The 19,959-nt window shown below is 68.0% G+C and carries 21 protein-coding genes; 7 read left to right on the forward strand and 14 right to left on the reverse strand.

Annotated elements, in window-relative coordinates; translation table 11 throughout:
• Positions 1-59 precede the first annotated feature (59 nt).
• Complete coding sequence (locus NA8_RS15710) at positions 60-542, forward strand: MarR family winged helix-turn-helix transcriptional regulator (RefSeq protein WP_063051131.1); 483 nt, start codon at positions 60-62, stop codon at positions 540-542.
• Between the two features lie 7 nt (positions 543-549).
• On the opposite strand, the gene NA8_RS15715 is transcribed toward NA8_RS15710, so the two are convergent.
• Positions 550-1,365, reverse strand: coding sequence for an AraC family transcriptional regulator (locus tag NA8_RS15715; RefSeq protein WP_218019465.1), 816 nt, complete (start codon positions 1,363-1,365; stop codon positions 550-552).
• A gap of 64 nt (positions 1,366-1,429) precedes the next feature.
• On the opposite strand from NA8_RS15715, the gene NA8_RS15720 reads away from it, so the two are divergent.
• Complete coding sequence (locus tag NA8_RS15720) at positions 1,430-2,356, forward strand: DMT family transporter (RefSeq protein WP_157106724.1); 927 nt, start codon at positions 1,430-1,432, stop codon at positions 2,354-2,356.
• An 8-nt stretch (positions 2,357-2,364) separates the two neighbouring features.
• The gene (locus NA8_RS15725; RefSeq protein WP_063051133.1) at positions 2,365-2,679 is read left to right on the forward strand and encodes a hypothetical protein; all 315 of its coding nucleotides are present in this window, start codon (positions 2,365-2,367) and stop codon (positions 2,677-2,679) included.
• A 43-nt stretch (positions 2,680-2,722) separates the two neighbouring features.
• On the opposite strand, the gene NA8_RS15730 is transcribed toward NA8_RS15725, so the two are convergent.
• From NA8_RS15730 to NA8_RS15780, 11 genes are all read right to left on the reverse strand, one after another.
• Positions 2,723-3,307, reverse strand: a complete 585-nt coding sequence (locus NA8_RS15730) for an NADPH-dependent FMN reductase (protein ID WP_063051134.1) — start codon at positions 3,305-3,307, stop codon at positions 2,723-2,725.
• Positions 3,308-3,387: 80 nt separating this feature from the next.
• Positions 3,388-3,759: a hypothetical protein gene (locus tag NA8_RS15735; protein ID WP_174550088.1), complete on the reverse strand. Its 372-nt coding sequence runs from the start codon at positions 3,757-3,759 to the stop codon at positions 3,388-3,390.
• 11 nt (positions 3,760-3,770) lie between these two features.
• Positions 3,771-4,247, reverse strand: a complete 477-nt coding sequence (locus NA8_RS15740) for a roadblock/LC7 domain-containing protein (protein ID WP_245663852.1) — start codon at positions 4,245-4,247, stop codon at positions 3,771-3,773.
• Positions 4,244-5,074 carry a hypothetical protein gene (locus NA8_RS15745; protein ID WP_084466830.1) on the reverse strand — a complete coding sequence of 277 codons (831 nt, stop codon included), beginning with the start codon at positions 5,072-5,074 and terminating at the stop codon, positions 4,244-4,246. The genes NA8_RS15740 and NA8_RS15745 overlap by 4 nt, the downstream gene beginning before the upstream one ends.
• Entirely contained in the window at positions 5,064-5,423 is a 360-nt protein-coding gene (locus NA8_RS15750; protein ID WP_245663853.1) for a hypothetical protein, read from the reverse strand. The genes NA8_RS15745 and NA8_RS15750 overlap by 11 nt, the downstream gene beginning before the upstream one ends.
• A 459-nt stretch (positions 5,424-5,882) precedes the next feature.
• Positions 5,883-6,224 (reverse strand): hypothetical protein, encoded by a 342-nt coding sequence (locus tag NA8_RS15755; RefSeq protein WP_157106725.1) that lies wholly within the window; start codon positions 6,222-6,224, stop codon positions 5,883-5,885.
• Between the two features lie 51 nt (positions 6,225-6,275).
• On the reverse strand, positions 6,276-8,225 hold the full coding sequence (locus NA8_RS15760) for a vWA domain-containing protein (RefSeq protein ID WP_063051138.1): 1,950 nt from the start codon (positions 8,223-8,225) through the stop codon (positions 6,276-6,278).
• Positions 8,226-8,250: 25 nt separating this feature from the next.
• Entirely contained in the window at positions 8,251-9,645 is a 1,395-nt protein-coding gene (locus tag NA8_RS15765) for an ATP-binding protein (RefSeq protein ID WP_063051139.1), read from the reverse strand.
• Between the two features lie 127 nt (positions 9,646-9,772).
• Entirely contained in the window at positions 9,773-11,392 is a 1,620-nt protein-coding gene (locus tag NA8_RS34550) for a hypothetical protein (protein ID WP_063051140.1), read from the reverse strand.
• Between the two features lie 243 nt (positions 11,393-11,635).
• Positions 11,636-12,679, reverse strand: coding sequence for a transglycosylase SLT domain-containing protein (locus NA8_RS35125; protein WP_063051141.1), 1,044 nt, complete (start codon positions 12,677-12,679; stop codon positions 11,636-11,638).
• Between the two features lie 275 nt (positions 12,680-12,954).
• On the reverse strand, positions 12,955-13,593 hold the full coding sequence (locus NA8_RS15780) for a TetR/AcrR family transcriptional regulator (RefSeq protein ID WP_063051142.1): 639 nt from the start codon (positions 13,591-13,593) through the stop codon (positions 12,955-12,957).
• A 113-nt stretch (positions 13,594-13,706) separates the two neighbouring features.
• Here NA8_RS15780 and NA8_RS15785 point away from each other — a divergent pair, with 113 nt between their 5' ends.
• Positions 13,707-15,149 carry a cytochrome P450 gene (locus NA8_RS15785; RefSeq protein ID WP_063051143.1) on the forward strand — a complete coding sequence of 481 codons (1,443 nt, stop codon included), beginning with the start codon at positions 13,707-13,709 and terminating at the stop codon, positions 15,147-15,149.
• A gap of 61 nt (positions 15,150-15,210) precedes the next feature.
• Here the strand turns inward: NA8_RS15785 and NA8_RS15790 are convergent, their stop codons facing one another.
• Positions 15,211-15,540, reverse strand: coding sequence for a hypothetical protein (locus NA8_RS15790; RefSeq protein WP_157106726.1), 330 nt, complete (start codon positions 15,538-15,540; stop codon positions 15,211-15,213).
• A 338-nt stretch (positions 15,541-15,878) separates the two neighbouring features.
• Here NA8_RS15790 and NA8_RS15795 point away from each other — a divergent pair, with 338 nt between their 5' ends.
• The 3 genes from NA8_RS15795 to NA8_RS15805 are packed head-to-tail and all read left to right on the forward strand — an operon-like array spanning position 15,879 to position 19,048.
• On the forward strand, positions 15,879-16,907 hold the full coding sequence (locus NA8_RS15795; RefSeq protein WP_063051145.1) for an AraC family transcriptional regulator: 1,029 nt from the start codon (positions 15,879-15,881) through the stop codon (positions 16,905-16,907).
• 57 nt (positions 16,908-16,964) lie between these two features.
• Positions 16,965-17,432, forward strand: coding sequence for a hypothetical protein (locus tag NA8_RS15800; RefSeq protein WP_063051146.1), 468 nt, complete (start codon positions 16,965-16,967; stop codon positions 17,430-17,432).
• Positions 17,432-19,048 (forward strand): FAD-dependent oxidoreductase, encoded by a 1,617-nt coding sequence (locus NA8_RS15805; protein ID WP_084466832.1) that lies wholly within the window; start codon positions 17,432-17,434, stop codon positions 19,046-19,048. The genes NA8_RS15800 and NA8_RS15805 overlap by 1 nt, the downstream gene beginning before the upstream one ends.
• 160 nt (positions 19,049-19,208) lie before the next feature.
• On the opposite strand, the gene NA8_RS15810 is transcribed toward NA8_RS15805, so the two are convergent.
• Positions 19,209-19,865, reverse strand: coding sequence for an AAA family ATPase (locus NA8_RS15810; protein WP_063051147.1), 657 nt, complete (start codon positions 19,863-19,865; stop codon positions 19,209-19,211).
• Between the last annotated feature and the right edge of the window lie 94 nt (positions 19,866-19,959).

Genomic DNA, 19,959 nt, shown 5'->3' on the forward strand with positions numbered 1-19,959 from the left:
CATATGGTGTGTATGGTGCACAATTTGGCATCGACGTGATCCTCGCGACATAGTGGGGCATGTCCGATTCCGGTCCCGGCGACGACGCAGCGCTGAGCCGCCTCGCCTACGAGCTCTCGCTACTGTCCAGGCACTTTCCCGCCGCGCTGCTACGGCGCCCCGGCTTCCAGCTCGACCGCTCGGCGTATCTGATCTTGACCAGGCTGGAACTGGACCACCCGCTGAGTCTGCGCGAGCTGTCCGAAGCGTTCCGGTTGGACATTTCCACGATCAACCGGCAGGTCGCGGCGATGCTCAGACAAGGGTTGGTCGACCGGGTGCCCGACCCCGACGGGGGCATCGCCCGCAAGATCCGCGCCAGCCCGAAAGGACTGGAGTCACTGGCCTCCGACCGCGTGCAGAGCCGCCAAGGCATCGGTGCCGTGGTGGCCGACTGGACCGAGGCCGACATCGATCAACTCAGCAAGCTCATCGCGCGCTTCAACCAGTCGGTCGAGGACAAAGAGCACAATCCCTGGCCACGCCCGCCCGAGCTGGCGTGACGAACGGTCATGCGGCGGAGTAGACGCCGGGGGTGATGCCGTAGCAACGGCGGAACCAGCGGGTGAGATGCGCCTGGTCGGCGAAACCGGCCGCGATCGCCGCTTCGGCGACCGGGCGGCCCGCCGCGATCAACCGGCGAGCCGCGCGCAGCCGCAGCAGACGCTGGTAATCACTCGGCGCGAGACCGTAATTCGCGCGAAAGGCGCGGTACAGCGCGAAACGGCTGGCGCCGCTCGCCTCGACCAGGTCGTCCATGGACAGCGGGTCGAGATACCGGTCGTCGAGCAGGGCGCGGACGCGGCGGGCGATCGCGGCGCCCGGCTGGGCCGTGGAGCGACCGAGCGGACGGCGCGCCCCTCGCTGTACCAGCGCCGCCACCGAAGCCGCCAGCGCCTCGTCGGCGGCGAGTTCGGTGGCCGGGCCGGTCAAGCTCGCGCAGAGGCGGCGTAGCGCCGAGGTGAGCACCGGATCACGGAGCACGGGCTCGGCGAACAGCGGCAGCCCGGCCGGACGGCCCGCGTGATCGGAGAGCAGATCGGTGACCAGCTCGGTGCCGATGTGCACGATGGAGTAGGTGAAGCCCGCATCGGTCGTGCTGTGGCCGTTGTGCGGCTCGTCCGGGTTGAAGGCCATCACCATGCCCGCCGCGCTGGTCCGCGCCGCGCCGCGGCAATCGAAGCTCTGCGCGCCGAACTCGGTGAATCCGAACGAATAGGTCTCGTGGCTGTGCGCGTGGTAGACGTGCCGCTCGAAGTGCGCGTGCATCACCTCCACCGGGCGGTTCGGCATTCGCCGGTACCGCACCCACTCACCCTCGGCCACCCTCTCATTGTGCGCGCGCACCAGCGTTCAAGACCGCGAGGCCGCGCCTCAGCAGGATCGGGTCGTGCGTATCCGACTGTTGCTCGTTGTGGTCATGGCGTTGTGGGGAAGCGCGTTCGCGTCCTCGAAACTCGCGATCCGGGAAGTGCCGCACGAGGTGGCGGGGTTTATCCGCTTCTTCCTCGGCGCGCTCGTCCTGCTCGCCGCTCTGCGCCTGCCCAGGCTCGCGGTGCGGGACTCGGGACGGGTGGCGGTGCTCGGGCTGATCGGCGTCTTCGGCTACAACGTGCTGTTCTTCCTGGCACTGGCTCTGGCGCCCGCCGCGGACGGCAGCGTGATCGTGCCGATGGCGGCGCCGGTGATCACTGTCGCCGTCACGGCCGTGCTGACTCGCACGCGGCCGACCGCGGCCCGCGCCCTCGGGCTCGCCGTCGCGGTCGGCGGCGGTGTCGTCTTCTTCGCCGGGATCCCCTCCGGCGGTGGTGATCGCCTGCTCGGTGATCTCGTCTTCCTCGGTGCGGCCGCGTGCTGGGCGTGCTACACCATGCTCGGCGCCCCGGTGCTCGCCCGGCTGGCCGCCCCCACGGTGACCGTATACGCCACGGCCATCGGCGCTTTGGCGCTCGGCGTGGTCGCCGCGCCGCGCCTGCCCGGGGTGGCGTGGTCCGAACTCGGTGCCGAATTCTGGCTCAATCAGGCATATCTCGGCGTGCTGCCGACCGCGCTCGCCTACGTTCTCTACTATCGCGCCGTCGGCGAGGTCGGCCCGGCGACCGCTGCCTCCGCCATGTTCCTCGTCCCCGCCTTCGGTCTGGCCTGCGCGTGGCTGCTCCTCGGCGAATCCATCGCGCCCGTCCAAGCCCTCGGGGCCGCCCTGATGTTCGCCGGGGCATGGCTCAACACCCGTGACGGCAAACCTCGTGCGGCCACGCCACCGCCGATCACACCGGATGCCCACGATTGGCCTCCCTCCCTGGGATCACGGCGTTAGACTCCCGCATGCGAGAGCCACATCGGGCGACGAACACCGCGTGGTGGGACAACTACCTGGTCGCACTGGTCGGTCTGCTGCTCGCGGGCGGACTCGTCTTCGCCGCCGTCACCGCGGCCCAGGCGGGCGCCTACCCGCTCGCGATTGCTCTGGGAGTGCTGTCCATTCCCTTCGCCCTGCCTACCGTTGTCCAGATCGTGGGCGAACTCGTGTTCTACCTGACTCTGATCGGGTTTGCCCTGCTCCTGCCTGCGCTGATCGTCAGTCCCGGGTTACGCCGGTGGGGGAAGAAGCGGTGGCGCAGCCTGCGGTTGGTCGCCTGATTTCCCGAGCACACCCGGGCGGAGCGAACCGGAGCGTCGAACATCAAGCGGTATAGGGATGTTCGGCGCGCGCCGAACGTAGTGCGCGGCCCCACCAGACCAGCTGGCCGAGCAGTTGATCGGCGGCTGTCACCGGCATTTCCGGATCAGTCGGCTGCCCTGCGGAGTCGAACCGCCTGCCCGCATCGTGAAAGCTCACCGTGTCGCGCACGGTGACCGCGTGCAGTTCGGCGAATACCTGCCTGAGATGCTCGACCGCGCGCAAGCCGCCGGAGATCCCGCCATAGGAGACGAATCCCACCGGCTTGGCCCGCCATTCGGCGTAATGCCAATCGATGGCGTTCTTGACCGACGCCGGATAGCTGTGGTTGTACTCGGGTGTCACCACGACGAAAGCGTCCGCCGCGGCCAGCCGGGGGCCCACCGCTGCCAGCGCCCGCGCCGCCTCGGGTCCGGGATGGTGGGAAAGCTGTTCCGGCAGAGGTGTTTCGGCCAGATCGACGACGTCGACGGTGACGTCGTCGCGCCGGTCGGCGTGTCTGGCGAACCAGGTGGCGACGGTCGGGCCGAAGCGGCCCGCACGGGTGCTGCCGACGATCACGGCGAGCTGAATCGGATGGTCGAGCATGGTGGTTCCCTTCGACGCGTGCGTTGCACAGAACAGCGTCGGACCTGAACCACGCTTCAGGTCAAATCGGCGAGCGCCGATCAGACCTCCAGGTCCTCCTCGATGCCCTTCAGGCGGTGCCTGGCCAGCGCCAAATTCGCCCGGCCCCGGTCCAGGGCCAGGTAGAGGAACAGGCCCTTGGACTTGCGGCCGGTCATCGGCCGGATGATGTGGTACTGCCCGGACAGCGTGATGAGGATGTCCTCGATGTCCTCCTTGAGCCCCAGCTGGTCCATGGTCCGCATCTTGGCGCGCACCACCTCGGTGTTGCCCGCGCCGGCGACCTGAAGGTCGAGGGACTTGGAACTGCCGAGCATGCCCAGCGCCATACCGCTGTTGTAGTCGACCACGGCGGCGCCGATCGCGCCGTCGATCACCATCATGTCTTTGAGGGCCAGATCCATAGTGGACACAAGTTTTCCTTTCAGTGGGTTTTCGTTGTCTGTTCGCTTCGTGCGTCGCTCGCCACCGGCGTCAGCAAGTCGGCGATCGCCCGGGCCGCCGGGCGCGATTCCAGATGCAGCCTGCCGATGTTCACCTCGGGGGCGGCCAGGACGGTCAGCGAAGTCCAGCCCGCCGCGTAGATGACCACGTGCCCGCTCGTGCCGTGCACGACCACCTCGCTGAACCCGCCGCCGTGTGCGGTGGTGGCCAGCCGGTGCGACAGCGACAGCTGCGAGGCGGCCATCGCGGCCATCCCGTTCGGCTCGATCTGCGCAGGTAGATCATGTGCGACGAGCAGCCCGTCATTGGATGCCACGAGCGCGCCGGTCAGCCGCGGGACGCGATCGCGCAGGGCCTTCAGCTCCAGCAGCACCGCCGCGTTCGGTTCGGGTCCGGACATCGCCACCTTGGTCAACCTTCCCATCACATTGCCGAGCAGTTTCTTCCGCGCGGTCACGCGAGCTCCTCCAAAGCCGCTTGCAGGCGGACGAGCAGGTCCCGGTCCGGCGGTTCGGCACGCTCCGCGACGGGGATCGGCGCCGAGTGCCGCCCACGGCGTCTCGGAAGCCGGCCCGGCTCGGCGCTCACGGCCGCGACCGCCCCGGGCTCGTCGGTCACCGGTTCGGGTGCGACCGGCCGGGCCGCCACCGGGACGGACGTTCCGGCGGGCGGCTCGATGAGCCCCGCGGCGGTCAGATCCCGCACCGCGACCAGGCATCCATAGGTGGTGCGGCCCAGTTCGCGGCCGATCCCCGCGACACTGCGCCGCGCGTCCGCGGCGGCCAGCACCTCGGCTTGCCCCCCGGTGAGCACCAGACGCCGCCGCCGCACCCGGCGCACCGGCACGACCGGGACCCGATCGACCAGGTCCGCGGGCCACGGCCCGGACTCCGGGTCGCCGCGGCGCGCGCACTCCTGCACGAGAGCCCGTGGCGTGATGTGGCAGACCGGGGCCAGCCAGTGCGGTGGGGCCGGACGGAACTCCGGGACGGCGGGCGAGGCCAGCAAGAAGTAGGCGGCATCGAAAACCGACAACATGGCGAGGGTTTCCAGCCGCGGCCGTCCCAGCACACGGCCGGGATCGCCCGCCCCCGCGCGCCGCCAGTCCTCGGCGGTCGCCACGCCCGCCTCGACGACCAGCCGGTCCAATCCCGTGGTGCGCCGGCAATCGGCGGAAACAATCGCGCCTTCGGCGAGGTGAAACGCACCGTCGCCCGCGCGCAGCACGCCCGTACGTCCTTCCTTCTCCAGCCGCCGCAATTCGACCGCGAGTTCAGGACTCATCGGTGCCCTCGGCCATTTCATCGAGAATTCCGCGCAGCTGATATCGCGCCATCGCGAGATTCCCGGCGCCCTCTTCGAACAGCACGTGTACGAAAAGCCGTCCGTCGAAGTCGCCGTTCACCAGGTTCAGCAGGTGATATCCGCGGGTCCCGTAGACGATGATCTCGGTGACGTCGTCACCGTCGCCGCCGCTCGACAAAGCCGGGCAGGCGAGCACCGCACGCACCACATCCGTTGTGGCGGCGGCATCTTCGTGCTCATCCAGCAGCTCGTGCCTGCCGTCCGCGGCGATCGCCAGACCGCTCGCACCGTCCACCAATGTCACACTGCGCGCACCGGGAATATCCATGATGCGTTTCAGACAACCGTCGATACCGATCACGCGCCACCACTTGTCATGTGAGGGGTTTACGGGTTCCAGACGCTACACACGCGCACCGCACGATGTACAGCTAATCGGGGAGAAATTTCCGGTAAAAAGCGTTTTCCCTGGCAGCGCGGAATAAATACCTTTCGGTATTCAATACCTATTGGTATTCAATACCCGTCGGTTTTCGATCTCGACACGCCGATCCGGCCACAATAAATCCTCGATACGGTCGCTCGACTGCTCCGGTGCCACATACGCGACACGCCTGCACCTGTGCACGCACGGGCAGGCGCCACCGGAACCGCACGGCCTCCGCCGCCGTGCGCCGCGCACGGAGGCATGCCGGGCCCGGGGAACCGGCGCGCCGGGCAGTCATCTCGCAGCAATTACAAGATCGGCGATCACGCTCGAAGGACCGGGCGGCTACACCGCACGAAATCAGCCGGCGGTGAGGCCGGTGGAGATCTTGACCACGACCTTGTCGTCGGTCACCTCCTGCACCGCGACGGTGCTTCCGTCGGCGGACCGGGTCTCCCCGACCGGGACCGTGACCTCCTGACCCCCCACCGACAGGGTGACCAGGTTGCCGTTCACACCGAGGAGTTTCGCTTCGATGCCCAGGATGCTCGCTTTGGCGTCCACACCACGGGCGAAGGTCACCGTGCAGCCGCTCAGGGCGCAATCGGTCTTCGTACCAGGGCCTTCCGTCGTGCAGGCAGCGAGGCCGAGGGGAATCACCAAGGCGAGGAACAACGCTGCGACGAGTCGAGGAAAAGCCACCCGCTCAGTGTAGGGCCCGCCGCCCTCCCTGTCCGGAGCGTTGGTTGCGCCTTATGCCTTACCGCGCAGGTAATCGCTCACCACGGCGGCGCCGAGACCGTCCAGATCCGGCATCACCACGCGGCCGCCGCTGCGGCGGGCCATCAGGTCGACGAACGCGGCCAGGCGCGGGTCCTCTCCGAGCATGAACACCGTCACCGACGCACCCAGCTTGGCCAAGGCGTCGACCTGAGCCATCGTCACGGCCAGCGTGCGCTGCGCGGGCGGCCAATTGAAGTACGTCTGGCCGTCCGGCTCCAGATGAGCGGTCGGCTCGCCGTCGGTGACGACGAGCACGATCGGCACCGCGTCCGGATGCCTGCGTAGGTGCCCTGCGGCGAGCAGCAGCGCGTGGTGCAGATTGGTGCCCTGCTCCCAGACGCCTTCCAACGCGGTCAGTTCGCCGATGTCCACGGTCGTCGCGTGCCTGCCGAAGGTGATCACGCTCAGCGCGTCGGAGCGGAACCTGGTGCCGATCAGGTGGTGCAGCGCCAAGGCGGTGCGCTTCATCGGCACCCATCTACCGTCCTGCACCATCGACCAGGACGTGTCGACGCACAGCGCGACGGCGGCCCTGGACCGCTGCTCGGTCTCCATGATCTCGACATCGGAAACGTCGAGCCGCACACTGCGTTTGCCCGTCGACGCCGACCGCAGCACGGCATTGCGCACGGTCCGCGACACATCCCACGGCTCGGTGTCGCCGAACCGCCAGGCCCGGGAACCGCCGGTCGGCTCACCCGCGGCGCCCGCCAGGGCGGTATCCCGTTCACCGCGACGGGATCGCAAGCGTCCGACGACATCACGCAGCGCCACCTCACCGAGCCGGCGCAAAGCCTTGGGCGTCAGTCGCAGCGAGCCGTCCTGCGCCCGCTCGAAGATGCCTTGCCTGCGCAATTCGCGCTCCAGTTCGGCCAGCCGGGCGGCATCCACGCCCGCGTCCGCACCGAGGTGGCGGACCAGCGCGTCCAGGTCGATGTCCTCCAAACGCGCACCGGCATAGGACTGGCCGAGTTGCTCGGCGAGCGCGTCGAGTTCGGCGAGATCCTGCAGGGCCTGCGCGCCTTCGCCGAGGCCGAGCGGGTCGTCGCCGCGGAACCGCCGACCGGAGTTCCAGTCCTCCCCGGGACGCAGCGCCCGCAGATGCGCGTCCAGCGCGGAGACCTGCTGGGCGATCCCCGGATCGCCGAACGCCTGGCCGATCAGCTCGGACAACTCCGCGCGCTGCTGCTCGGACATCGAATTCATCATGCGCTGCGCGGCGGCGGCGCGGGCTGCCAGCGCGTCGATCAGTTCCTCGGTGTCGCGCGGATTCTCCGGGAAGAACTCGCCGTGCTCGGCCATGAACTCGGCGAACCGCTGTTCGGTGTCCTCACCCCGGGCATGGGCGGCGAGCAGATCGTTCAGGTCGGACATCATCCGCCTGACCCGCTCGACGTCCTGCGGGGTGGTGTTCTGCAAAGCTTGCTTCATGCCCTGGAAGCGCGATTCCAGCAGCTCACGGCCGAGCAGGTCACGGATCTTCTGATAGTTGTCGCGGCCGGTCTCCGACCGCCAGGGGTACTCGGCGAGCTCGGTGACGGCGGCGGCCGTGCTCGACGGCAGCGCGTCCAGCTGCGCTTCGGCGAACCTGGCGTCGTCGGCGGGGTCGGGGAACAGGGCGCCGCGCTCGGCTTCCAACGCCTCTTCCAGCAGTTCCCGGACCCGCTGCAACGTGCCGTCCAGCCGGTGGCTCCTGGCGATCTCCGCGCGGCGCTGCCACAACCGGCGCGTCAGCTCCTCCAGGCCCGGCATGGTGCGGGTGCCGCGCCGCAACAGCTCTTGCAGGGCGTTGCGCGGCGAACTGCCCTCCATGACGTCGCGACCGACCCGGTCCAGCGCTTCCCGCAGGTCCAGTGGGGGCGCCAGCGGATCGGGCCCCTCGTGATAGGGGCCGTAGGAGTAGCGGTCGGGGGTCGTCACGACGCCTCGCCGGGAACCACGGCGGTCATCGGCCGTACACCGCCAAGCCGTCGTCGGAGTCCTTCGCGATCTGCCGGGCCAGGTAGAGCGCCTCTAGCGCGAACTCGACGGCCGAGGCGATCCGGGGCGGCGGATCGGCCGCGTCGACGCCGAGCCGCCCGGCCACTTCGTGCAGCACAGGCAGTTCGGGGAGCGCCGAGAGGACTTCCTCACCGGGGACGCGTTCGCCGGTGGTGACCAGATGCCCGTCGCCTACCGCCTCGGCCAGCGGCCGCAGGTTCAGGCCGCCGAGTAACGCCCGCGCCGTCTCGGAGAACGAGCGGCGCAGCAAATGGGTGAGATGCTCCTGTTCACGCCCCTCCTCCCCGGATTCGAACTCCAGCTTGCCGCGCAACACCGCGGGAACGGACTCGAGGTCGACGGGCCGCGCCACCGCGGGACTCTCCCCCGTCACCGCCGACCTGCGCAGCGCCGCCGCTGCCACCGTCTCGGCCGCGGCCACGGCGAAGCGCGCGGACACCCCCGAGCGCTGGTCGATCGCGGACGACTCGCGCAGTTGCCGCACGAACCGAGCGAGCACCTCGATCAGCGGATCGCCAACCTCGGCCACCAACTCGGCCTCCTGGCGCACCAGCGCCACCTCGGCCTCGACGCTGAGCGGGTAGTGAGTGCGGATCTCCGCGCCGAAACGGTCTTTCAGCGGGGTGATGATGCGGCCGCGGTTCGTGTAGTCCTCCGGGTTGGCGGTGGCCACGAGCAATACGTCCAGCGGCAGGCGCAGCGTATAGCCGCGGACCTGGATATCACGTTCCTCCATCACGTTCAGCAGCGCGACCTGGATGCGTTCGGCGAGGTCGGGCAGCTCGTTGATCGCCACGATGCCGCGGTGCGCGCGGGGGACGAGACCGAAGTGAATCGTCTCGGGATCACCGAGACTGCGCCCCTCGGCCACCTTCACCGGGTCGACGTCACCGATCAAGTCGCCGACGGAGGTGTCGGGCGTGGCGAGTTTCTCGGCGTACCGCTGCGAGCGATGCCGCCACGCGACGGGCAGGTCGTCACCGAGTTCCGCGGCCAGCCGCCGCCCGGCCGGGCTGATCGGGTCGAGCGGGTGTTCGCCCAGCTCGGCGCCTGCGATCACGGGCGTCCATTCGTCCAGCAGGCCGACCAGGGAACGCAGCAGCCGGGTCTTCCCCTGGCCTCGCTCGCCGAGCAGCACGACGTCGTGTCCCGCCAGCAGCGCGCGTTCCAGCTGCGGCACTACCGTCCGGTCGAACCCGACGATGCCGGGCCAGGGGTCACCGCCGGAACTCAGCAGCGCGAGCAGGTTCTCGCGGATCTCGGTCTTCACGCCACGCGGCAGATAGCCGGCCGAACGCAGGTCGCCCGCGGTGGTGGGCAGGTGTGCGGGAACTTTCACGAATTCGACGCTACGTCCATTTCGCCATCGGGTCGACCGGGAAACAAGCGCAGGACGCCGGCCTGCCCGCAGGCTACCCGGCCAGGACCCGGCGAAGCTGCTCGCAGCTCCGAGAAGACGAGCCGGACTATCGGGTAGTCAGCTGAGGTTCGCTGGTCGCGCGCGGCGCTGTCACGGCCGACATGTCGTCGGCGTCGTGCGCGATCGGTGACCCGTTCGCCGCCACGACCGATGTGACCGGTTCCATCCGCGCCGGGCGATCGTTGTCGTCCGCACCGGGTGCGTAGTGCTGGACCACGCCCGCGTCGAGCGGCTCCAGCGCACGGACATTCGATTCGGGGTGCGTCTCGGCAGTCTCCGAGGCGTGCGCCCCATCGGCCCCGCGCGCCGTAACCGCCTCCGCCACATCATCGGCGAACGGCGCCTCGGCGGTCTCTCCCGGCACGCCGTGCTCGTCGGCCGTCTCCGCGATGTCCGCGGCGCTCGGTGCGGGCACGGCAGCGGCGGGATGCTCCACCGGCTGCTCGCCGGGCTTGCTGAACCGAATCCGGTTGAGCGTCTGACGCACCGCCGCCGCCAATCGCGCGTCCAGCACGGCTTCGTCGGCAGTGGCTTCGACCGGCACTTGCGCGCCGCCCTCGGCGACGGGAGACCGTTCGACCGCGGGAAACGGCGTCGTGGCCAGCCACAGCTCCGTGAGTTCGGGAGCGGGAGCAGGCGCTGAGATCTCGGCGGCGGGCTGCCCCGCGGCGACCGGAGAGCCTTGTTCGTGCCGCGTGGCGTCGGCGGGGTGCTGTCCCGCAACAGCCGCGCCCTCCGGAACCGAGGCAGGCGGTGGTGGAGTGGCGGGTTGGTGAACGGTCGCCGCGGGCTCCATGAGAATGCTGGGCAGGATCTGGTTTCCGGCTCCGCCGACCTGAGTGAGCGCCGCCAGCCGTTCCTGGAGATCCTCGTGGTCGGGCACCGCGGCGGTCGCTTGCTCGATCGCGCGGCCGTATCGCTCGGCGACGAGCCGGTGGGTGACGAGCGCGACGCCGATCATGATCGGCGCGATCGCGTGGATGCCGATCCCGGCCATGTCGCCCGTCCGGAAGTACGGGAACGTGTTCAGCGCGATGCTCGCCGTCAGCAAGACGCCCTCGACGGTATAGACCTGCCACAGCCGATCGATCACCCCCCACTCGGCGGTATCCCCGGTGGACAGCATCAGCGCGACGAGTACCGCGCTGATCAAGGCTTCCAGACCGTAGGACAGCCAGAACATCGGATTCGTCGCGCCGCCGGTCGGCGCGATGTTCTGCTGCACGGTGACCGCGGAGAACAGCATCGAGAACGCGACCACACCGGCGAGCAGCCCCAGCACCCGCGGCTTGCGCTGGTGCAGGCGAGCGACTTTCGCGTGCGGGCTGCTGCTGTGGCGCTGTTCACCGATCGCCTGCGCGGCCCGCAGGAGGTCGGCAGCCTCCCGTTCGGCCAGCTCGGCGGCTGTGCGCCGCACGCGCTCCGCGGCATCGGCGGCCGCCTGGATGCGCGCCCGCTTCTCGTGGCGTTCGTAGTCACGCACGAGCTCGGCCAACTCGCGGGAGGCGGCGAGCTCGCGCTCCGACAATGCTTCCAGCAGCGCCGGATCGTCCTGGTGGGCCAACCGCTCATGCGCGATCTGCACCCGGTCCGGCAGCGCACCGGCCACCAGGTCATCCACCGGCGGCGCACCCGTGGGCGCGTGGGTCGTGAAACGACGGAACATCAGCAAAGAACCTTTCCGACGATCGAGTGTTCCAGACGCAGCGCGCCATAGCTGCCTCGGCCGTCGACCACTTCCGCCGAACCGGACGATCGTTCCGGCCCAGACGGAAAAGATAACCCGTCATCGAAATCCGTTCGACCCGACGAGCAAACAGGACCGAATGGAGTACACCGCCGGGCAGCGGGACGAACCGCCCAGCACAGAACTCGGGCCGCCACGCGGACCCGCGCTCGGAGTCCGTGCTCAGTAGCCTTTCGGCGAACGGTTCGGATCTGCCTGCTGGACCTTCGCTTGCAGGTCGTGGCCGTCCCGTGAGACACCGTACCGTTCCATGACATAGTTCATGCTGGCGGCGACATTGGCCACCGGGTCGTGAATGTTGCTGGAGGTTCCGGCCACGTGATAGGCCTGGAAGGTGCCTGGAATGGTCTGGGTAAGTCCCCTGGACGCCTTTCCGGCGGCGGCGTTGCTGTCCCAGTTGTTGACGGCGTTGGGGTTTCCGCCGGATTCTCGTTCGATCAGCACCTGGTAACCGCGCTTCCAGTACTCGCGGGCCGTCGGATCGGTGATGCCGAGCGCGTCGAGCGCGCGCTCGATGGCGGCGTCGACCGAGACATTGCCTTGATAGCGGGCGTAATCGGCGGTCGTCGCGGCGGGCACGAAGCCCGGGCCGGGCGAGTAGCTGCGCTGCATGTAGTTGCTCGGCACATAGTTGCTAGGCATGGCGTTGCTGCCCGCGGACGGCGGGGTGTACGTCGGGGCGGAGCCGGTGATGTCGTTCGCGTGGGTCTGGACTTTGTCGTTGGCTTTCTCGATCTCGTCGTTCACCTTGTCGACCGTCTTCAGTACGGCGTTCTCCAGCCTCGTCTGGAGATCCGGGTCTATGAACTCCTTCCCCGGACTCGGCTTCGGAACGTCGCGCAGGACCGCCTGCAGATCTTCGACGTGTTGCTTGACCGCCGCGAAAGCACCGCTGGAGATGTCGTAGGTGCCGTAGGCGGACAGGTCCACACTCTCGTCCTGCTTGTGAATCTCGTTTTTGATGGTGTCGAATTCACGCACCCGGCTGGAGTAGTCATCGGCCATGACGGACTTGTTCTCGTCGCCGGTGATGAGCTTCTCGTCGCGCAGCAGCTTCAACAGATCCGGAGCCTGCGAGGGCGTACCGGTCGCCAGCAGATCCGCGGAGGTCTGAATACCCTCCTGCACCGCCGCGAGGAACTCCTTGAACCCGGGGCGCACGCCGGCGGGCGGGTCGAGCTTCACCACCCAGCGCTCGGGACTCATCGCAGCACCCGAACCCGGGTCGGCCGCCGATCTGCGAACAACATCATCACCTCACGCCTGACAACCCTCATCAGGCCACGCGCGGCCTGCCATTGCGACACTGCCGAGTATCGCTCAACGCAGAAACGCCCATTCCCGGCGCTGAGAGTAGAGGTGTTCATCTCGCCGATGCGGGCGCCGCAGCGAGATGGTAGAAGCGGAGTGCATTTTCGGCATCAGCCTGCGCGTCCGACGGTCGAATGGCCGCACTGAGCCTTGATTCGGGCCATCTCCGCTCACGGGCGTATGTGGTCCCCGAGGTAGTGCCCGGCGAGGATGTCGCCGAGACGGATGGTCTGCTCGATGAGACCCGGAATGTCTATCGCGACGGCGCCCGCCCGCCAGGCGCTGGTCAGTTCCACGAATCCGCCGACGGCCATCAGTGCCGTGCGATGGAACTCCTCGCGGTCCACTCCGGCGCGGAGATATGGTTCCAGGCCCGTCGCGAGCAAGTCCGCGGCGAGGAGTACCAGATCGTGGCGGCGGCGTTCCAGTATCGCGCTGCCCGCGTGATCACCGAAGAGAACCTGGCTGCGACGGGGATCCTCCGCGAAGCCGAGGACCACCGCCTCGACCGCGCGATGCAGCACCTCCAGCGGCGGCGATTCGCGCCGGTCACCGATCGCGGCGACCAGAGTGGCAGTCGTTTCGTCCCGCACGTGGTCCCAGGCAGCGGCGAGCAGTTCTTCCCGATCGGCGAAACTCTCGCGAAAGTACCGATCGTTCAGGCCGGCTCGGGCGCAGACGCTACGCAGGCTGACCGCCGCCCAGCCGCTGTCCGCCCAGACATCGATCGCGGCGTCGATCAACCGTTCACGGCGGGCGGCGCGGCGCGCCTCGACGGTCCGGCCGCCCCAGGTCGATGGGCTGGTCATGACTCCATCTTGACAAACACACACCCGGTGCGAGTCAATTGGTGACGGAACGTCACCAGATTGTGGCGAGCCGGATCGCTTCGAATTTTCGCAGCGCCGCGAAAGGACGCCACATGCACGCAGGAATTCGCCGCAGGCTCCAGGGGTACGCCGCCGACCTGGCGGATCACTATCCCGCCCGGACGACTGCGCTCGCCCAACCGCCGGCCGGGAGCAACCTACTGCCGGTGCTGGGAGATGCGGGGCCGCCGTTGATCGGACATTCACTGCGCGTCTACAGCGATCCGATCGCGTGGGGACGCAACGCCTTCGAGAAGTACGGCGAAGTGTCGTGGACGAACCTCTTCGGCCGCCGGGCGGTCAACGTGCTCGGCCCGGCAGCGCTGGAAGTCGTCTGGAGCAACAAGGACAAGGTCTTCTCCAGCGAGAGGGGGTGGGAGTACTGGATCGGGCCGTTCTTCCGGCGCGGCATCATGCTGCTGGACTTCGATGAGCACCTGCACCACAGGCGCATCATGCAGCAGGCCTTCACGCGGCCGCGGCTGATCAGCTACCTCGACCTGATGCGGCCGGGCATCGAGCGGGAACTCGGGTCCTGGCGCCCGGAGCCGGGATTCCTGTTGTACGACAACGTGAAACAGATGTTGCTCAATCTCGCGACCGAGGTCTTCGTGGGTGCGAAGCTCGGGCCGGAGGCCAAGCGGCTGGAGCACGCCTTCGAGCACACCGTGGTCGGCGGGCAGGCGTTGATCCGGGCATCGGTACCCGGCGGCACCTGGTCGCGCGGACTGCACGGCCGAGCGCTGCTCGAGCAGTACTTCCGCGCCCAGCTGCCCGCCAAACGCGCCGGCGACGGCTCCGACTTGTTCAGCGTGCTGTGCCACGCCACGAGCGACACCGGGGACACCTTCACCGACGACGACGTCGTCAACCACATGATCTTCGTTCTGATGGCGGCACACGACACCAGCGCCGTCACGTTGTCCATGCTCACCTACCTGCTCGGTAAGAATCCGCACTGGCAGGAGCGGCTGCGCGCGGAAGCGATCGCGCTGGGCAAGGAGCATCTCGACTACGACGACTTGGAGCGGCTGCCGTCGCTGGATCTGGCATTCAAGGAAACACTGCGGATGTACGCGCCCGCGGGTGTGTTGATGCGTCAGGCGATCGCGGACACCGAAATCCTGGGTCGCTACGTTCCAGCCGGCACCGACATCATCATCGGCGCGTACCCCTCCATGCGATTGGCCCGGTGGTGGCCCCGCCCGGACGAGTTCGATCCGGAGCGCTTCGCCGAGCACCGCCGCGAGGACCGGATTCATCGGTATGCCTGGTCGCCGTTCGGTGGCGGCGCGCACAAGTGCATCGGCCTGCATTTCGGTGGCATGACCGTGAAGTCGATCATGCACCGGATGCTGCTGCGCTACGAGTGGAGCGTTCCCGTCGACTACCAGGTGCCACTCACCTGGGGTACCGGCCCCACGCCCGACGATGGCCTCCCGATCAATCTGCGGCCTCGGCACGCACAGGTCTCGACGTTCTCGGCGGCGTCGTAGGGGCCCTCGACCGGAACCGCTGCGCCTGCCACGCGCCGCGGCGGCCACGTCACGATGCTTGTCAGCCCTTGCTCGTCGGTTCAGCGGACTTGCCGCCCTCGACTTTTCGTGCCGCACGCTGCGCTTTGATGTCGGCCTGCCACTTCTCGAAGTCGGCCCGCATCACATCGATCTGACGTTCGACGGCTTCGTGGGTGTCCGACCACCAACTCTGCGCAGCCTCCCGCAGTTCACCCGCGGTCTTTTCGAACTCATTTCCCTCACGCTCGAGGGTCGCACCCAACTCTTCCCGCCGAGCCTGCAGCATCGCGCGGTTCTTCTCCCGCGCCGCAGCGGTGGACTCTTCGAATTGCTTCACCCGGGCCGCGAGATCCATCAGCGATTCCGACAACGGTTTCATATTCTTGCCCTCTCGAAATGTGTGACCCCGAAGGGTCGGCATCCATGGAGTCAAGCGTGTCTTCCCCATCCGGTTGAACCAAGGGCAGAACGTCATCTGATGTCCCGAGCTCTATGCCGCTTTCGGCCCAGCACCACGTCATCGAGCCGGGTGATCTCGGAGGAGAAGATGCGTCCACCGCTCGCGGCGCGAAGTCGCGGTCATTGCCTGACCGCGATGCCGGACGGCTGCGTGATCTCGACGGTGAGAGTGGTGGGAGTACCTGCGGTAACCGGTCGCGATCCGCCTGGCGGAGGAAGGCAAGCGCGATGATTTATCCTGGCGCGACAATGAGCGATTCGATCCGGGCTGCGGCGCTGCGTGGTTTCGGCAGTGTAGTCAGCGAGTGTGGCGGTGACCTCACCGCGCTGCTCGCGCGCGTGGGGATCGACTCCACGCTGCTGGATTCCGACGACGCGGTCATTTCGCATCGCAGCCTGGTGCGGCTGCTGGAACACGCATCCACGGAGTTGGAGGTCCCCGACCTCGGGTTGCGGGTCGCGGAGCACCAGGATATCTCGATCCTCGGCCCGCTCGCGGTGGTCATGCTCCACTCGGCCACGCTGCGAGAAGCTGTCGAGAGTGCGTCTCGGTTCATGTTCGTGCACAGTCCGGCGGTGTCGTTCACCTTGACCGATGATCCGGACGGAAACCCGGATGTGGTCGGGTTGCGGTACTCACTGAGATCACCCCCGCCCACGCGTCAGGTCGTCGAAATGGCGCTGCTCGTCGCCCATCGGGTGGGCCGGCTCGATATCGGCGCGACGTCGCTGCCGATCAGCGTGGACTTTCCCCACTCCCGGCTCAGCCCACCCGAGCGCTACGCGGAATGCTTCGGGGCACCGGCCCGGTTCAACCGCCCCACGGCCACCCTCAGATTGCCGGCCGAAGAGCTGGAATCGTCGATGGCGGCGGCGAATCCGCTCCTCAGACAGCTCGCGCTGGACTACCTCACATCGCGCTACCCCGACCCGCATCAGGTGTACGTACCCCGGGTCCGCGGCTACCTCGACCAGGCGCTGGGCAGCGGAGCGATCGAGTTGTCCGCTGTCGCAGCGATTTTCGGTATTCATCCACGAACTTTGCAGCGCCGCCTCGCGGCAGAGGGTACGTCGTACGCCGAGATTCTGGACGCTGCCCGCCGCGACGCCACGCTACGCCACTTGATCGACTCGGATCTGGCCCTCGCGCGCGTGACAGCCGCGGTCGGCCTCGGCGAGCAGTCGGCGCTGACGCGCTGCTGCCTGCGATGGTTCGGGGCCACCCCGAGCGCCGTACGCCGCGCGGGCGGCGTCGACGAATCTGTCGCGCAAAGGTAAATCCCTGTCGTTGAGGGGCAATACCTCGCAGGTCAGCGGTATGCACACTTCCAGTCCATGGACAACGACCTCGCACGACGCAGCAGCCGAGCGCTGCGCGCCCTGTTCCGGACAGCGGCCTGCCCCGACCTCGCGGAAGTGTCGGGACGCCTCGAAGCCGAACTCGCCGGACCGGCGCTCGTGCGCGCGCTGGCCCCGCTCGCGTTCCGGCTCACCGGCCTGGCGGATTGGTGGGGCAAGGACCTTCGGCCCGGCACCGAGGGCGCGAGGTTGACGGGACACAACCTCGCCGGTCCCCACGGCGAGCGGACCACCCTCCCACTCAGCGCGACCGTGGGTCCCTCCCGCCTCGACGGCGAGCCGGCCATAGTGGTGAGCTATCCGCCAGATGCCCCCTTCCCATGGCGCAGGGTGGTCGACGACCTGCGAACTCTTCCCGACGGGACCGTGCTGGGACTCACTTTCGGCCTGCCGTTCACTCCGCGCGACGGCTCGCCGTTCCTCCTACGGCGGGAGGCCCGGTGATGCGCGACTGGGTCGTGATCGGATCCGGTTTCGGGGGCAGCGTCGCCGCACTGCGACTGGCCGAAAAGGGGTACTCGGTCACCGTGCTCGAGAAGGGCCGCCGCTATCGTGACGAGGACTTCGCCACGAGCGCCTGGCAGGCCGGACGCATGCTCTGGGCCCCGCGAATCGGCCTCACCGGGATCCTGCAGGTGCGGTTGATGAAGCATGTATCGGTGATCGGCGGAGTCGGTGTCGGCGGAGGCTCGCTGGTATACGCGAGCACGCTCTACGTTCCCCACTCCGACGACTTCTACCGGCACGAACAGTGGGCGGAACTCGCCGATTGGCGCTCGATACTCGCCCCGCACTACGCCACCGCCGAACGCATGCTGGGAGTGGTGGACTGTCACAGCGACGGCCGAAGCGAGCAGATGATGCGCGCGGTCGCGGCCGACCTCGGCGTGCCCGACACCGCGCACCACACCAGAGTCGGGATCTTCCTCGGCACACCCGGCAAGACCGTGCCGGACCCGTACTTCGGCGGCGCCGGACCCGAACGCACAGGGTGCCTGCGCTGCGGCGAATGCCTGCTCGGCTGCCGGCACGGCGCCAAGAACAGCCTCGTCAAGAACTACCTCTACCTCGCTGAACGGCTCGGAGTCGAGGTACGGCCCGAACGCACGGTTGTCGACATACGCCCCCTCGGCGCACCCGACGGCACCGACGGATACGCCGTCACCACCGAACGCTCCGGCACCTGGCTGCGGCGTGACCGCCAGGTCGTCCACGCACACGGAGTCGTGCTCGCCGGCGGAGCGATGGGAACGACCGAACTGCTCACCAGGGCCCGCGGCACAGGCGCGCTCCCCCGGCTGTCGGACCGCGTTGGGCACGTCGTACGCACCAACAGCGAAGCCATCACCGCGGTCACCGCCCACGACCGCTCGGCCGACCTGAGCACCGACCTCACCATCACGATGAGCGTGCACCCCGACGAACACACCCACGTCACCAACAACACCTACGCATCGGTGGGCGACGCGTTGGCGTTGACATTCGGTCCGTTCACCGGCGGCCGACGACGGATTCTCCAGTTCGTGCGACAGATACTTCGCCATCCGTCCCGCTGGCTGAACCCAGCCCGCATCCGCGGCTGGTCCCGCCGCACCATCATCTTCACCGTCATGCAAAGCCTCGACAGCTCGCTTCGACTGCGCCCCAGAAGGTTCGGCTTCGGTATGACCACCGTCATCGACCACCCCGACAGCCGACCGGCAAGCTACCTACCGATCGCGAACCGATTCACCGAACTGGCGGCACGACACATCGACGGCTACCCGGAAAGCTCGGTCGCCGAATCACTGATCAGCTCGCCCACCACCGCCCATATCCTCGGTGGCGCCGTGATCGGGGCCGACCCGAGCCGAGGTGTCGTCGACCGATATCACCGAGTATTCGGATACCGCAACTTCCTGGTGACCGACGGATCCGCCGTGCCGGCCAACGTGGGTGTCAACCCCAGCCTCACCATCACCGCCATGGCCGAGGAAGCACTCAGCCACATCCCGGCCAAATACCCCACCCGACCCCTCGAACGCCGCCCGCCCATCCATTGGCACCCGACAAAGGGCTGACACGCTCATCCTTGCCGGCCGAGGCCGCGAAGCTCGCGAAACCTTGGAGTAGGCACTCGGCGTCCTACCCGATGCGGATGCGAAGCAGGAGGTCGATCTATCTCGCCGAAGCCAGCGCCCTGTAATGCCGAGTTCCGGATGTGTCTTGGGCACTCGCGGCTCAGAGTCCGAGTACCTGGCCAACCCTATTGGTCAGATCCTCCTCGGATACGGCGTCGACGTCGATGACGGGAAGTCCGATGCGGGTGCTCTCCGTACGGAGACGGTTGGTGAACAATCGATCACGTTCGAGCAGATTTCGTGCAGCACGCTCCGGATCACGGGTCTTGGCCGGGATCTCCCAGCCCCGTTTATCGAATGCTGCCCGGCGGAACGCGGGTGAGGGAAGCAACCACACGCCGTGGCTGCGCTCGGTGAGCAGCGGAGCGACCAGATGCGGCAACAGGCGGAATCCCTCGGCGATGACACCGGTTTCGGCGGACGAACACAACAGGTCGTCGACGATGAAATGAAATCCTTCGCCCCGGTACCAGTGGAAGGTGTCGAGCATCGTCTCCGGTGTCCGGTCCACCCAGCGTTCATCCATACTCATCGCCGCGAATCTGCTCAGCCAGGGTGATTTCTCCTGTGGGCTGCGCGCGGCGTGGTCGCGCATGGCGTCGTCGGTCGAGTACACGCGCAAGCCGTGCCGGGCGGCGAGATTGCCCGCGATCGTCGATTTGCCTGCACCACTGCCCCCACCGATCCAATAGATATGGCGCAGTCGTGCGCGCAGCGCGGCTGCGGTACGAGGCTGCTCGTGTTCGTCGGCACCCATTCCACCAAGCTATCCATCGGCGCCGCCGAAGCGCACACGATAGCGCCGCATACCGCCCTGACCGAACCGGCCGGCGTGGGCGCGGCCGACAGCG

It is taken from the genome of Nocardia arthritidis NBRC 100137 (assembly GCF_001612765.1).
Classification (GTDB): Bacteria; Actinomycetota; Actinomycetes; order Mycobacteriales; family Mycobacteriaceae; genus Nocardia; species Nocardia arthritidis.

Excerpts from the sequence above, each read along its gene's own strand:
- NA8_RS15800 (WP_063051146.1), top strand. The coding sequence starts at position 16,965 with ATGGACAACGACCTCGCACGACGCAGCAGCCGAGCGCTGCGCGCCCTG.
- NA8_RS15745 (WP_084466830.1), bottom strand. The coding sequence starts at position 5,074 with ATGAGTCCTGAACTCGCGGTCGAATTGCGGCGGCTGGAGAAGGAAGGA.
- NA8_RS15780 (WP_063051142.1), bottom strand. The coding sequence starts at position 13,593 with ATGACCAGCCCATCGACCTGGGGCGGCCGGACCGTCGAGGCGCGCCGC.
- NA8_RS15710 (WP_063051131.1), top strand. The coding sequence starts at position 60 with ATGTCCGATTCCGGTCCCGGCGACGACGCAGCGCTGAGCCGCCTCGCC.
- NA8_RS15795 (WP_063051145.1), top strand. The coding sequence starts at position 15,879 with ATGAGCGATTCGATCCGGGCTGCGGCGCTGCGTGGTTTCGGCAGTGTA.
- NA8_RS15785 (WP_063051143.1), top strand. The coding sequence starts at position 13,707 with ATGCACGCAGGAATTCGCCGCAGGCTCCAGGGGTACGCCGCCGACCTG.
- NA8_RS34550 (WP_063051140.1), bottom strand. The coding sequence starts at position 11,392 with ATGTTCCGTCGTTTCACGACCCACGCGCCCACGGGTGCGCCGCCGGTG.
- NA8_RS15810 (WP_063051147.1), bottom strand. The coding sequence starts at position 19,865 with ATGGGTGCCGACGAACACGAGCAGCCTCGTACCGCAGCCGCGCTGCGC.
- NA8_RS15730 (WP_063051134.1), bottom strand. The coding sequence starts at position 3,307 with ATGCTCGACCATCCGATTCAGCTCGCCGTGATCGTCGGCAGCACCCGT.
- NA8_RS15805 (WP_084466832.1), top strand. The coding sequence starts at position 17,432 with ATGCGCGACTGGGTCGTGATCGGATCCGGTTTCGGGGGCAGCGTCGCC.
- NA8_RS15750 (WP_245663853.1), bottom strand. The coding sequence starts at position 5,423 with ATGGATATTCCCGGTGCGCGCAGTGTGACATTGGTGGACGGTGCGAGC.
- NA8_RS15725 (WP_063051133.1), top strand. The coding sequence starts at position 2,365 with ATGCGAGAGCCACATCGGGCGACGAACACCGCGTGGTGGGACAACTAC.
- NA8_RS35125 (WP_063051141.1), bottom strand. The coding sequence starts at position 12,679 with ATGAGTCCCGAGCGCTGGGTGGTGAAGCTCGACCCGCCCGCCGGCGTG.